This is a genomic window from Olleya sp. 1-3, from assembly GCF_002836085.1.
Lineage (GTDB): Bacteria > Bacteroidota > Bacteroidia > Flavobacteriales > Flavobacteriaceae > Olleya > Olleya namhaensis.
On sequence record NZ_PJBW01000058.1, the window covers coordinates 541,366 to 554,741 of the forward strand.

Sequence of the window (13,376 nt, forward strand, 5' to 3'; positions counted from 1 at the left end):
TTATAGTAATAGTTCTCGATACAAAATGCTAAAAAAGCATTTCACTCGAACTGACGCGACCTGATTACTCTTGGGGCTATTATCTTGTTCTACTCAATCAAATATAAACTTTGATATATAACTTCGTTACTTACCAAAACGACCAAGCTAACATAACGATAAACACAACGTCACATCGAGTGGTTTGTGAGGCACGAACAAATTGTATCGAGAGGTCCTTAAAATAGTTCTCGATACAAAATACTAAAAAAGTATTTCACTCGAACTGACCTGACCTGATTACTCTTACTTGTCTTATTATTAGTTATCTCAATAATTAGATTGCTTCGTGCCTCGCAATGAAGTTTGCCTCCTAATTACCCTACAATATTTACAATCTTACCAGGAACAACAATTACTTTTTTAGGAGTACGACCTTCTAATTGTGCAATTGTTTTTTCATTAGCCATGACTGTTTTTTCAATTTCGTCTTTAGACATATCCATTGGCAACTCTAACGTAAAACGCATTTTTCCGTTAAACGAAATTGGATAATTCTTACTGCTTTCTACTAAATGACTCGCCTCAAATATTGGAAATGGTGCAGTAGCAATTGATCCTTCGTTACCTAATTGACTGAATAATTCTTCAGTAATATGTGGTGCATACGGCGATAATAAAACCAATAAAGGTTCTAAGATGGCATTACTTGTACATTTTTGCGCAGTCAACTCGTTAACAGCAATCATAAATGTAGATACAGACGTATTAAAAGAGAAATTCTCAATATCTTCCTGTACCTTTTTTATTGTTTTATGTAACGTTTTTAAGTTGTCTTTTGTTGGCGATGCATCGTTTACAATTAACCCCGCTTCTCCAACATATAACTTCCATAGTTTTTTCAAGAAACCATGTACACCAGTAATCCCTGCGGTATTCCAAGGTTTAGCTTGTTCTAATGGTCCTAAAAACATTTCGTAAAGACGTAAACTATCTGCTCCATATTGCTCGCAGATAGCATCTGGACTAACAACATTATACTTGGATTTAGACATTTTTTCGACTTCCCGACCGACTTTATAAACACCATCTTCTAAAATAAATTCAGCATCTTTATAATCAGCTCCAAATTCGGCATCATTCTTTAAACCCTCTATATTTAATTCATCTGAAGCATTTACGTATTGTACTTTTACATGAATTGGAGCAACTTTTTTATCTTTAACCAAACCTTTAGAAAGGTAAGTATTTGTACCATCTTCACGATATATAAAAGCACTAGTCCCAAGTATCATTCCTTGATTGATCAATTTTTTGAAAGGCTCATCTACTCCAACAAATGCTCTATCTTTTAAAAACTTAGTCCAAAAACGAGAGTATAATAAATGTCCTGTTGCATGCTCACTACCTCCTATATATAAATCTACATTTTCCCAATAGTTAAGTGAATCTTGACTAGCAAAGTCTTCACCTCTTTTGGCCTTTTCTTCCATATAACTAAAGAAATACCATGAGCTTCCTGCCCAACCTGGCATGGTGTTTAGTTCTAAAGGGTAAATCCCGTTATCCTCACCTTCGACTGCGCTCAGGTTGACATTTGGTACAACTGTATTTGTATTGGTGTCCCAAGCCCAAACATCTGCACGACCTAATGGTGGTTCTCCTGTTTCGGTTGGTAAATATTTTTCTACTTCTGGCAATGTAATTGGTAAATGTCCTTTATCAATCATTTGTGGCATCCCGTTGACGTAGTATACTGGAAAAGGTTCTCCCCAATAACGTTGTCTAGAAAACACAGCATCACGTAATCTATAATTTGTTTTTCCTTCACCTTGCCCCATTTGCTCCAAATCGTAAATAGCACGTTTTGATGCTTTTTTATAGTTCATTCCGTTAAGGAAATCACTGTTTGCAATAACCACATTATCCTTAGAGGCGAAAGCTTCTTCAGAAATATCAGCACCTTCAAATACATTTGGAATCGCGATATTAAAATGCTTTGCAAAGTCGTAATCACGTTGGTCACCACAAGGGACAGACATTACTGCTCCTGTACCGTAACCTGCTAAAACATAATCTCCAATCCAAATTGGAATGGGCTCTTTACTAAATGGATGTTCTGCGTAAGCGCCTGTAAATGCACCAGAAATGGTCTTTACATCTGCCATACGATCGCGTTCGCTGCGTTTTGCAGTCGCTAAAACATAAGCTTCAACCTCCGCTTTTTGTTCTGGTGTAGTAATGGTTTGCACTAACTCATGCTCTGGAGCCAATGTCATAAAACTTACACCAAAAATGGTGTCTGGTCTTGTTGTAAAAACATCAATTTTCAAAGACTCTTCGACTGCGCTCAGAGTGACATTTGGAATAACATTAAAAGTGACTGATGCACCAACAGATTTTCCAATCCAATTACGTTGGCTTTCTTTAAGCGAGTCTGTCCAATCTATAGTATCTAATCCTTGCAGCAAACGTTCTGCGTAAGCAGAAATACGCATACTCCATTGCGTCATTTTTTTACGCATTACAGGATGACCACCACGTTCTGACACTCCGTTTACTATTTCGTCATTTGCTAAAACCGTTCCTAATGCAGGACACCAATTTACTTCTGTTTCGGCTAAATACGTTAGTCTATATTGTAATAGTATTTCTTGTTGTTTTTTAGAATCAAAAGCGTTCCATTGTTCCGCAGAAAAAGACTCGATATTATCATCACAAACAGCATTTACATTAGCATTTCCTTCCGCAGAAAATTTAGCTACTAAGGTCAATATTTCTTCAGCCTTATTAGAATCGTTATTATACCAAGACTCAAATAGTTGAATAAAAATCCATTGTGTCCATTTGTAATATTCTGGTGTTGATGTACGGACCTCACGACTCCAGTCAAAAGAAAAACCAATTTGATCTAATTGTCTTCTGTAGGTTTTTATATTAGTTTCTGTTGTAATTGCAGGATGCTGACCCGTTTGGATAGCATATTGTTCTGCAGGCAAACCAAAGCTATCATAACCTTGTGGATGCAAAACATTAAAACCTTTATGGCGCTTGTAACGTGCATAAATATCACTAGCAATATAACCTAATGGATGTCCTACGTGTAATCCCGCTCCAGATGGATAAGGAAACATGTCCAAAACATAATATTTAGGCTTGTCGCTATTATTTGAGGCTTTAAACGTTTGGTTTTCTGCCCAATATTTTTGCCATTTGGCTTCGATGTCGTTAAAATGGTATTGCATTTTTGTGTTTTTCCGCTTTATTAAGCAACAAATTTAAACTTATTATAAGACTATTAAAAGTTTGACGTTGTAATTATAGATTATATGAATAGGTTTCATTTTTCTTTTATATTTTTACATTATAAACTAACATCAATTTATGAGCTCTTCTTTTGAAAGATATCAAAAACGTAGATTAATTTCGTCTTACTTCTCAGTCGTATTAAGTATTGCTTTAGTATTATTTTTACTAGGTATACTAGGGCTTTTAGTGCTTAACGCGAAAAAGGTTGCCGACTTGTTTAAAGAGCAAGTAACGGTTACTATTTATTTAAAAGACAATGCCAAAGAGATCGAAGTCAAGCAACTTGAAAAAAGTTTAGCACTAGCTGATTACGTAAAATCTACTGTATATATCTCTAAAGAGCAAGCTGCCGAATCTATGAAAGCTGAAAATGGTGAAGATTTTATGGCGTTTTTAGGCTTTAATCCTTTACAGAATAATATTGATGTTAATCTTAAAGCCGATTTTGTTACTGCTGATAAATTAGAAGAATTGGCAGAAACTGCTTTAGAAAAAGGTTTTGTAGAAGAAGTTAGATATGACAAAGACTTAGTAACCTTAATGAATAGTCGCGTTAAAAAAATAAGCTTCTGGGTATTATTACTAAGTGCTATTTTTACTTTAATTGCGGTACTACTTATTAATAGCTCTATTAGATTATCTGTTTACGCCAAACGATTTACAATTAAAACCATGCAAATGGTAGGTGCAACTAAGCGCTTTATACGTCGTCCTTTTGTATGGAAAAGCATAAAACTTGGTGTCCTAGGTGCAGTGATTGCATTACTAGGTTTAGGCTTTATTGTTTTTTATGTAGATCAAGCGTTTCCTGAGCTAAACCTACGCCAAAGTCCAGTTTTAATAGGCGGATTATTTTTAATAATTTTCTTCTTAGGTATTATTATAACTTGGATAAGCACACATTTTGCGACACAACGTTTTTTAAATCTAAAGACAGACCAACTGTATTAATTTAACACAGTTTAACTAAAGCATTAACAATACTTCACACTTAAGCACGTTATATTTACTTAACCGAAAAACACATCGCTATTGACCAACTAATACTTTAATTGATTATTTAATCTAAAATTAATGATTATGAAACGAATCACATTTGTATTAATAGGTATGGTTGCAATTGTTGCTTATTTAGCATCAGTAAAACCGAAATTTGAAAATAAAGTCGCACAAACAGATCAGGTGACTTTAAAAAAACAGCAAGCTAAATTTATTTACGATTAAATTAAAAAGTTTAAATTTGTAGTAAATTAATAACATTACGACCTTGAGACAAGACACTGAAAACGATAAAATTATTGTGAGTTCACAACCAATCTTTGGTAAACACAACTATAAATTCATGTTTATTGGCTTAGGCACAATTGCTTTAGGCTTTATTTTAATGTCTGGCGGTGGTAGTGATGATCCTAATGTATTTAGTGATGCTATTTTTAGCTGGAGACGTATACGTCTAGCACCTGCTTTAGTTATTATTGGCTTTGGTATACAGGTCTATGCTATATTGTCTAAACCAAAAAAGGGCTAAGCAAGTTTTACTATTTTAAACTTTATTTTCAACAATAAATTATAACTTCAAATTATCAATTGGTCATAGTATTTTAATACTTTTGCCACATGGATATTTTAGATTCAATTATATTAGGTATTATACAAGGATTAACAGAGTTTCTCCCTGTATCTTCAAGTGGTCATTTAGAAATTGGTAAAGCAATTTTAGGAGATACTAGTATCCCCGAAGAAAGCTTACTATTTACTGTGATACTTCATTTTGCAACTGCATTAAGTACCATCGTTATTTTCAGAAAAGACATTTTAGAAATCATAAAAGGGTTTTTATCTTTTAAATGGAATGACGATACTAAATTTGTAACAAAAATTGTAATCTCAATGATTCCGGCTGCATTAGTCGGTCTGTTTTTTGAAGAACAATTAGAGCAACTTTTTGGTGGAAACATCCTTTTAGTAGGTTGTATGCTTATAGTTACTGCTGTCTTATTATTTTTTGCAGACAAAGCCAAAAACACTAATAAAAACGTCTCTTTTAAAAATGCCTTTATAATAGGAGTATCTCAAGCAATTGCTATGTTACCGGGTATTTCTAGAAGTGGCGCTACTATATCTACATCTGTACTATTAGGAAACGATAAAACTAAAGCTGCTCGTTTTTCCTTTTTAATGGTTGTTCCGTTAATTTTTGGAAAAATAGCAAAAGACATCTTAGGTGGTGATCTAAATTTTGAAAATCAAAATATAACTGCATTATCTGCTGGTTTTATTGCTGCATTTGTAGCCGGTTTATTTGCTTGTACTTGGATGATTAGTCTAGTTAAAAAAAGCAAGTTATCTTATTTTGCTGTTTACTGTGCTATTGTTGGTGTTATTGCTATATCATTTTCGATTTTAAATTAAGTTATGACTGGAGACGACTACCAAGCTGGACAAGTATTATTAATAGACAAACCTTTAAATTGGACTTCTTTTCAAGCCGTAAACAAATTACGTTGGGAAATCCGACAAGCTTTTAATATTAAAAAAATAAAAGTTGGACATGCCGGAACTTTAGATCCGTTAGCAACAGGATTACTAGTCATTTGCACGGGTAAAATGACAAAACAAATAGATACTTTTCAAGGTCAAATTAAAGAATATACCGGAACTATTGTTTTAGGAAGCACAACACCGTCTTACGATTTAGAGACCGAGGTTGATAATACGTTTGAAACAGAACATATTACTGAGGAATTAATCCACCAAACAACGAAACAGTTTACGGGAGAAATTGACCAATTCCCACCTATCTTTTCTGCATTAAAAAAAGAAGGGAAACGTTTATACGAATATGCACGAGCTGGCGAAACCGTAGAGATACCGTCCAGAAAAATTACAATTGAAACATTTGAAATTACAAACATTGATGGCTTAAATATAGATTTTAGAGTTGTTTGTAGCAAAGGAACCTATATACGATCCTTAGTTAACGATTTTGGAAAAGCGTTAAATTCTGGAGGACACTTATCGGCTTTACGACGCACAAAAATTGGTGCCTTTGATGTAAAAGAAGGATTATCCATTGAGGATTTTATTAAAAATCTCCAAAAAAAGGACTAACACTAGTCTTTTCGGGTTTTATAAACGTATATACATCACTAAATAGCATAACCGTTATTTTAATAGTTTGCCATTAATGACTTTAAATAATTCTCAAAAAGCATTAGCTATAACTTTATTAATTACAGGTACCCTGATACTTTCTGTATTAAATATAGGTGCTTATAAGAGAAGTACAGCTGTAGCTGAAACACTATATCAACTACAGGTTATTGAAGACGTTAGTATTCCTGATAAAGCTGAAGACATTATATTAAAAAACAATCCCAAAGCAACTAATAAGGCCTATAACACGTCAGAAAACTACAAACATTATTCGCAAGCCTATAAACCTATTGCACCACCTGAAGATTATACAAACCCTAAACTAGAGACATACAAAAACAGTCCTAAAAGTGATGCATCTTCAGAAAAAAGTAATGGTAACGCTGTTATATCAGAACAAACCTTAACTAGTTTTAATAGCGTAAATGAGGTGCTAAATAAGCAATCTCAAAATAAAAGTGCCAAACAAGGTAATGTCGCAAACACAAATAGTAGTGTGTATTTTTCTTTAAAAGGGCGTACTGATGTTTCATTACCTATCCCTGTCTATTTATGTAATGCAGAAGGTAAAATAGTAATTAATATCATAGTTAATAAAAGCGGTAATGTTATCGATACTTACGTCAATAACGCTTCGACTTCAAGCAACTTATGTTTGCAAGAACATGCATTGCAATATGCAAAAGAAGCCAAATTTAACACCTCCAATAAAGCAAAACAGATTGGATCTATAACTTTTCAATTTAAAGGAAAATAGTATAAATAGCTAGTAAGTAAACGTATTAATAAAAAAGCCTCTCTTAAATTAAGAGAGGCTTTTTTTATATAAATAATACAGTGTATAATTACCCCATTAAAGGCAATAAATCTGCAATAACAGTTTGACCTTTATCCTTATTGTACCAATGCTGTAATTCTTCTTTAAACTCTGGTGTTAAGCCACCATGCTGCACTTTATAGTCATTTACTAAAGCAGTTGCCGTACTTGGTCTAGGACCGTAAGTCCCAAGAACCTCTTTAGAGTCCGTATCTAACATTATTAGCTTAGCAATAGACCTAGAACCATTAGTTAAAAACTGGTCCATTAAAGTTTCGTTTTGATCTCTTAAAACCACTCTAAAATCAATACCGTCATTAAGCGCTGCCATTTTATTAATTACAGGCATTACATGTGCAGCGTCTCCACACCAACTTTCTGTAATAATAATCCAAGTTTGATTAATACTCTTGTGTTTTATAGCATCTGAAACAGCCTCTCCAACCTTAATTGTTTTATCCCAACGCTTCATACGCTTATTATTAAGCATGGTATAGTTAGCTAATGCCTCCGTCACTTCATGACCTGTATTAGCGTTTTTTTCGACTAAAGTCGAAACTAATTCTCTATACTCAGTATAGCTCATGCTATTATCTAAACCGTCTTGTATAATTTGTTTGATAATTGTGTCTTTAAGTGTTTCCATAGTACAAAAATACAGTAACTATTATGATTTTTAAGTTACTGTTGTTACATTAGTAGTAATTAATTAAAAACCTTACATTGAAAATAAATAAGCAACTAAAAGTAACTATTTAAATGACCTATTTTACTGGTTGGCTTGTTTTAAATATTACCACAATAGTTTGAAGGGTAATTAACAACGGAGTGTAACTTTTATGGTAGTTTAAAAGTGGCACTTATTATCGGTTTAATTATAGCGATAATACTTAATTTTAAAATCAATAAAAATGACAAAACATAAATGCGGTTGGTGTGTTGGAGATGAACTTTATGAGGCTTACCACGATAACGAATGGGGTAATCCTGTCCATGATGACGCCACACTATTTGAATTTTTAATTCTAGAAACTTTTCAAGCAGGACTTAGTTGGATTACTATTTTACGCAAACGAAATAATTTTTTTGATGCATTTGACCAGTTTGATTACAAAAAAATAGCAAATTATAATGAAGACAAAAAAGCTCAGTTATTACAAAATGCAGGCATTATAAGAAACAAGTTAAAAGTAAATGCAACAATAACAAATGCTCAATTATTTATGGACATCCAAAAAGAATTTGGAAGTTTCAGCAAGTACTTATGGGCTTTTGTAGATAATAAGCCCATTAAAAACACTATAGATTATTATAAAAATGCGCCAGCAAATACAGCTTTAAGTGATGCCTTAAGTAAGGATTTAAAAAAGCGTGGTTTTAAGTTTGTGGGATCCACAGTAATTTATGCTTTTATGCAAGCTGTTGGTATGGTAAACGATCACGAAGTGGGTTGCTTTAGATATAACGAAGTTTAAACTAAATACTCCAAAAACTGAGCTCTAGATATATCCTCCGCACCTAAACTTTCTAGGTGATTAGTATATACTTGGCAATCAATAAGCTTGTAATTGGTATTCTGTACAAAACTTATAAAGCCCACTTTACTAGCATTGCTAACTGTAGCAAACATACTTTCTCCGCAAAACACACCATTACCAAGATCCACACCATATAAACCGCCTACCAATTCTTTATTTAACCAAACCTCTATAGATTTAGCATATCCTAAATGGTGTAATTTGGTGTATGCATCAATCATCCCTTTGGTAATCCATGTGTCCTCTTGACCTATTCTTTTAGCTGCTGCGCATGCCTTAATTACCGAATCAAAACTTGTATTAACTGTAACTTCAAAATCTGAATTACGTAATACTTGCCTCATGCTTTTAGAGACTTTCAATGCTTCCGGAAATAAAACAAATCTAGGATCTGGAGACCACCACATAATAGTATTATCGTCTTCAAACCAAGGAAAAATTCCTTTTTGATAGGCTAGCAATAAACGTTGGGCACTTAAATCACCTCCAACAGCTAGCAAACCATCTTCGGTAGCATGGGACACATCAGGAAAAGAAAGATTACTATTTAAAAAATCCATTACAGGTTTTGTTTATCGAAAAATAAGGAAAAGGTCTAAAATAAAAAAACCTCAACACTATTGTATTGAGGTTTTATATAATTACGCTGCCAAAACAGCATTGTTTTTACTAGAAAGGTAAATCGTCATGATCTTCAGACTTAACATCTTTTGCAGGCTCAAAAGCTTGTGCAGGTGGCACTTCTGGCATACCCTGAGGTGCTGCTCCAGCTTGTACACCTTCAATTCTCCATCCTTGGATCGAGTTAAAATATTTAGTTTCTCCTTGAGGATTAACCCACTCTCTACCACGTAAGTTGATGTTTACTTTTACATCTTGTCCAACTTGGTAATTGTTTAATAAATCACATTTATCTTGAACAAACTCTACTAAAATATGTTGAGGATATTGTTCTTCTGTAGTTACTACTAACTCTCTTTTTCTAAATCCGTTGCTACCAAAACTTTGAGTTTCTCCTACTAGCTTAACTTTTCCTTGTACTTCCATTTTCTATATAATTATTAAATATTCGTCTATTTTGGTATCGCAAACTTACGATAATAACACTTTCCAAGCACTATCTACATCACTAAAGCTTAAAAAAGACTTTGCTTTTTCATGTTTCTGTTCTGTGGACAAAGAACTTAAATTATGTTGGTTTTTAAAAGCCTGAATGCTTTTTTCCTCAGGTAAGTTTTCAACATTCCCTAAAAGACCCAAATCATTCCCTGTTAAAACCGCACTTTCTCTAATCTCTTTTGGTAAGGCATCAACACCAATACCTAATGTTGATAGCGGTTTTGGAATTTCGAAAAACCCAGATTTTGCTCTACTATAAAAACTACCACCAGCTCTAGATACTAAATCAAGCTTGACTTGGTCAATTGCACCATTTTCATCTAAAACATCTTCTGAAACGTGCATTTTGACAACTTCGCAAATAATTAAATTTCCAGCACCACCTTCTGTACCTAATTTAACAATCTCGTTAACTTTACACTCCATTTGCACTGGGCTTTCAGCCACTCTAAACGGTTTTACCAAATCCGACTTTAACATCGTTAAACCAGCTTTATCAAACTCATTAACACCTTCAGCATACTCTGTGCTACTTAAAGACATCTGCTGTACAATATCATAATTTACAACATTAATAACAACTTCTTTAGTTAACTCGGCATTTTCCAAAGTGTGCTTAGTTGTATTATCTCTTACACGTCTTGCTGGCGAAAAGATTAAAATTGGAGGGTTTGCACTAAAGACATTAAAAAAACTAAAAGGCGATAAATTAGGATTACCATCTGCATCAATAGTACTAGCAAATGCAATTGGTCTAGGTGCTACAGCACTTAGTAAATACCCATGTAATTTAGCTGTTGAAAATTCTTGTGGAGTAAAAGATAACATAGTTGTCTGTTTGATTTTAGCAAAAATACATAATCTGTTTACCAACTAAAAGGTAATTACTGACCAACCATCACAATATTATTAACAGAATTGCATTATATTAACAACAAAAATTAACCATCATGTTTTTTACAAAACATCGCCAACTAATCCGTTGGATTATTATCATTGCTTCGTTTGCCATTATCTCTTTAATTTTATGGAATACCTATGTGTTTTTTCAAAAATTTAAAGCAGAAGAACGCCGTAAAATGGAAACATGGTCATACGCACAAAGTGATTTTCTAAACAGTTTTAATGATATTAATAGTGAAGTCAATAACGTAACTTCTTTTATAATTACGGATTCCACCTCAACAACCCCAATGATACTAGTGTCTCCAGAAGGCGACTTTCAAAGTTTAAAAAACTTAGATACTACAGGTATTAGAAACGTGACTTCTTTTTTAAAAAAAAGACAACAACAATATCAAGAAGAAAATAACCCAATACCATTATCTTACTTTAATAACGACTCTAATAGCGAAGAATCTATTGGGACCTTGTATTACGGTAACTCGCCACTATTAAATAAATTAAAATACTACCCATTAGCATTATTATTAATCATCGTTTTATTTGGAGCTGTAGTTTACTTTTTTTATCGTAGTTCAAAAATTGCAACACAAAATAAATTATGGTCAGGAATGGCTAAAGAAACTGCACATCAAATTGGAACTCCTTTATCTTCTTTAATGGGTTGGACAGAAATTTTAAAAAGTGAAGACACCAATCCTGAATATATTAAAGAAATTGAAAAAGACATCCATCGCTTGCAAACTATTACTGAGCGTTTTAGCAAAATAGGATCACTTCCAACGTTAGAAAAATCGGATATTATAGCCGAAACTCAAGAAGCCTATGATTATCTAAAAACAAGGTCCTCAAAACTAGTCAATTTTAGCCTCAAAATCCCAGAACACCCTATTTACGTCAATTTAAATAAGCAATTATATAGCTGGACTATTGAAAATTTAGTTAAAAATGCTATTGATGCCATGAAGGGAAAAGGTGATTTACAGGTTACTATATCACAACTTGAACAACAAGTAAAAATTACTGTAACAGATACCGGAAAAGGGATAAGTAAAAACGAATTTAACACTATCTTTGACCCTGGTTACACAACTAAAAGACGCGGTTGGGGACTTGGCTTATCATTGGCAAAACGAATCGTAGAAGATTTCCATGATGGTCGCATTAAAGTTCTAAATTCTGAAAAAGGAAAAGGAACAACGATGCAAATTAGCTTAAAAACGATATAGATGGCAGAAAGATTAATAACAATAAAAACAGTTAATTTAAATAACAATTGTCCTGAGTGCTTTAGCACTAAAGGGTTGCAATTAACATTTAAGCAACGTTTTATTGAAACTTCTTTTTACAAAAGCATTACCCAAGAGGTCAGTACTGAAATGAATTGCACCGTTTGCAATACGCCTATTTATCCAGCAAGATGGACGGACGATATCGAACGCGTTTTTGAATACCAAATGAAAGCTTTTCAGCCTAAAAAAGCATCTAAAAAATATAAAAGTTTGTTTTGGATCTTAGTTATTGCAGGTATAGCTGTAATTACAGCAGTAATAGGACTTGTGGTCTATAAACTATAGGTTGGCACTTATTGCTTTAGCCAAAGCTTCAAAAGTCTCCTTTTCTAATGTTACTTTATTAATAAATCTAGCATCCTCCATTGTGTTTAATGGTATTAAATGCACATGTACATGAGGCACTTCTAAACCAATAACACTTACACCAACACGCTTACAAAGCACTGTTTTTTCTAAAGCTATAGCGACCTTTCTTGAAAATTGCATTAAACCAATATATGCTGCTTCGTCTAAATCAAAAATTTTATTCACTTCCTTTTTAGGAATACATAACGTATGTCCTTTAGCATTTGGATTAACATCCAAAAAGGCTAAAAAATCTTCAGTTTCTGCTACTTTATAACAAGGGATTTCTCCGTTAACTATTTTTGTAAAAATGGATGCCATAATTATTTGTATATGATTTAAAGATAAAAAAAGATTCCTGCTTTGTACAAAAACAGGAATCTTTTTTATTTGAAATGGTTTTCAGCTTAAGCGAAATAAAACACCATTTATTTATCTACTTATTTCGACAATATCAAATTTAATAATACCGTTTGGCACTTGTATTTCTGCAACGTCCCCAACAGTTTTACCAAGTAAACCTTTCCCAATAGGACTGTTTACAGATATTTTTCCTGCTGCTAAGTCTGCTTCACCATCGGCCACCAAAGTATAATTCATCTCCATTCCATTAGTTTGGTTTTTGATTTTTACTTTTGATAAGACCAATATTTTTGACGTATCCATTTGAGACTCGTCAATAACACGTGCTCCTGCCATTTGATCTTCTAATTTAGCAATACGCATTTCTAGCATACCTTGCGCTTCTTTAGCTGCATCATATTCGGCATTTTCACTTAAATCACCTTTATCTCTTGCTTCCGCAATAGCTCTTGATGCTTTAACACGCTCTACATCCTTAAGTTGCTTTAACTCTTCACGCAACTTTTTTAATCCTTCTGCTGTATAATAAGATACTTTACTCATATTTTTTTC

At 33.2% G+C, this 13,376-nt stretch carries 16 protein-coding genes; 9 read left to right on the forward strand and 7 right to left on the reverse strand.

Annotated elements, in window-relative coordinates; all coding sequences use genetic code 11:
• Positions 1 to 356: 356 nt before the first annotated feature.
• Positions 357 to 3,224: a leucine--tRNA ligase gene (leuS, locus tag CXF54_RS15490; protein WP_101204185.1), complete on the reverse strand. Its 2,868-nt coding sequence runs from the start codon at positions 3,222 to 3,224 to the stop codon at positions 357 to 359.
• Positions 3,225 to 3,363: 139 nt separating this feature from the next.
• Here leuS and CXF54_RS15495 point away from each other — a divergent pair, with 139 nt between their 5' ends.
• The 6 genes from CXF54_RS15495 (at position 3,364) to CXF54_RS15515 (ending at position 7,201) form a co-directional block, all read left to right on the forward strand.
• Complete coding sequence (locus tag CXF54_RS15495) at positions 3,364 to 4,239, forward strand: cell division protein FtsX (RefSeq protein ID WP_101204186.1); 876 nt, start codon at positions 3,364 to 3,366, stop codon at positions 4,237 to 4,239.
• Between the two features lie 129 nt (positions 4,240 to 4,368).
• Positions 4,369 to 4,512: a hypothetical protein gene (locus tag CXF54_RS15750; RefSeq protein WP_157823479.1), complete on the forward strand. Its 144-nt coding sequence runs from the start codon at positions 4,369 to 4,371 to the stop codon at positions 4,510 to 4,512.
• Positions 4,513 to 4,588: 76 nt separating this feature from the next.
• Positions 4,589 to 4,816 carry a DUF3098 domain-containing protein gene (locus CXF54_RS15500; protein WP_262497400.1) on the forward strand — a complete coding sequence of 76 codons (228 nt, stop codon included), beginning with the start codon at positions 4,589 to 4,591 and terminating at the stop codon, positions 4,814 to 4,816.
• An 89-nt stretch (positions 4,817 to 4,905) separates the two neighbouring features.
• The gene (locus CXF54_RS15505; protein WP_101204188.1) at positions 4,906 to 5,700 is read left to right on the forward strand and encodes an undecaprenyl-diphosphate phosphatase; all 795 of its coding nucleotides are present in this window, start codon (positions 4,906 to 4,908) and stop codon (positions 5,698 to 5,700) included.
• A 3-nt stretch (positions 5,701 to 5,703) separates the two neighbouring features.
• Positions 5,704 to 6,399 carry a tRNA pseudouridine(55) synthase TruB gene (gene truB, locus CXF54_RS15510; RefSeq protein ID WP_101204189.1) on the forward strand — a complete coding sequence of 232 codons (696 nt, stop codon included), beginning with the start codon at positions 5,704 to 5,706 and terminating at the stop codon, positions 6,397 to 6,399.
• A 76-nt stretch (positions 6,400 to 6,475) separates the two neighbouring features.
• Entirely contained in the window at positions 6,476 to 7,201 is a 726-nt protein-coding gene (locus CXF54_RS15515) for a hypothetical protein (protein ID WP_101204190.1), read from the forward strand.
• Positions 7,202 to 7,289: 88 nt separating this feature from the next.
• Here the strand turns inward: CXF54_RS15515 and CXF54_RS15520 are convergent, their stop codons facing one another.
• Positions 7,290 to 7,907, reverse strand: a complete 618-nt coding sequence (locus CXF54_RS15520; RefSeq protein ID WP_101204191.1) for a thioredoxin family protein — start codon at positions 7,905 to 7,907, stop codon at positions 7,290 to 7,292.
• A 265-nt stretch (positions 7,908 to 8,172) separates the two neighbouring features.
• On the opposite strand from CXF54_RS15520, the gene CXF54_RS15525 reads away from it, so the two are divergent.
• The gene (locus tag CXF54_RS15525) at positions 8,173 to 8,736 is read left to right on the forward strand and encodes a DNA-3-methyladenine glycosylase I (RefSeq protein ID WP_090838266.1); all 564 of its coding nucleotides are present in this window, start codon (positions 8,173 to 8,175) and stop codon (positions 8,734 to 8,736) included.
• Here the strand turns inward: CXF54_RS15525 and aat are convergent.
• The 3 genes from aat to CXF54_RS15540 all read right to left on the reverse strand — a co-directional run bounded on the left by aat (position 8,733) and on the right by CXF54_RS15540 (position 10,746).
• On the reverse strand, positions 8,733 to 9,359 hold the full coding sequence (aat, locus tag CXF54_RS15530; RefSeq protein ID WP_101204192.1) for a leucyl/phenylalanyl-tRNA--protein transferase: 627 nt from the start codon (positions 9,357 to 9,359) through the stop codon (positions 8,733 to 8,735). The two genes, CXF54_RS15525 and aat, sit on opposite strands and share 4 nt — an antisense overlap.
• A 109-nt stretch (positions 9,360 to 9,468) precedes the next feature.
• Positions 9,469 to 9,846: a DUF3127 domain-containing protein gene (locus CXF54_RS15535; RefSeq protein WP_090838270.1), complete on the reverse strand. Its 378-nt coding sequence runs from the start codon at positions 9,844 to 9,846 to the stop codon at positions 9,469 to 9,471.
• A 45-nt stretch (positions 9,847 to 9,891) separates the two neighbouring features.
• Positions 9,892 to 10,746 carry a flavin reductase family protein gene (locus CXF54_RS15540; protein ID WP_101204193.1) on the reverse strand — a complete coding sequence of 285 codons (855 nt, stop codon included), beginning with the start codon at positions 10,744 to 10,746 and terminating at the stop codon, positions 9,892 to 9,894.
• A gap of 122 nt (positions 10,747 to 10,868) precedes the next feature.
• On the opposite strand from CXF54_RS15540, the gene CXF54_RS15545 reads away from it, so the two are divergent.
• Together CXF54_RS15545 and CXF54_RS15550 are read left to right on the forward strand one after the other, a co-directional pair.
• Positions 10,869 to 12,050, forward strand: coding sequence for a sensor histidine kinase (locus tag CXF54_RS15545; protein WP_090838274.1), 1,182 nt, complete (start codon positions 10,869 to 10,871; stop codon positions 12,048 to 12,050).
• Entirely contained in the window at positions 12,051 to 12,398 is a 348-nt protein-coding gene (locus CXF54_RS15550; protein WP_101204194.1) for a hypothetical protein, read from the forward strand.
• Here CXF54_RS15550 and CXF54_RS15555 read toward each other — a convergent pair.
• Both CXF54_RS15555 and greA read right to left on the reverse strand, forming a co-directional pair.
• Positions 12,393 to 12,782: an HIT family protein gene (locus tag CXF54_RS15555; RefSeq protein ID WP_101204195.1), complete on the reverse strand. Its 390-nt coding sequence runs from the start codon at positions 12,780 to 12,782 to the stop codon at positions 12,393 to 12,395. The genes CXF54_RS15550 and CXF54_RS15555 overlap by 6 nt on opposite strands.
• Before the next feature lie 111 nt (positions 12,783 to 12,893).
• The gene (gene greA, locus CXF54_RS15560; RefSeq protein ID WP_090838280.1) at positions 12,894 to 13,367 is read right to left on the reverse strand and encodes a transcription elongation factor GreA; all 474 of its coding nucleotides are present in this window, start codon (positions 13,365 to 13,367) and stop codon (positions 12,894 to 12,896) included.
• Positions 13,368 to 13,376: the final 9 nt, after the last annotated feature.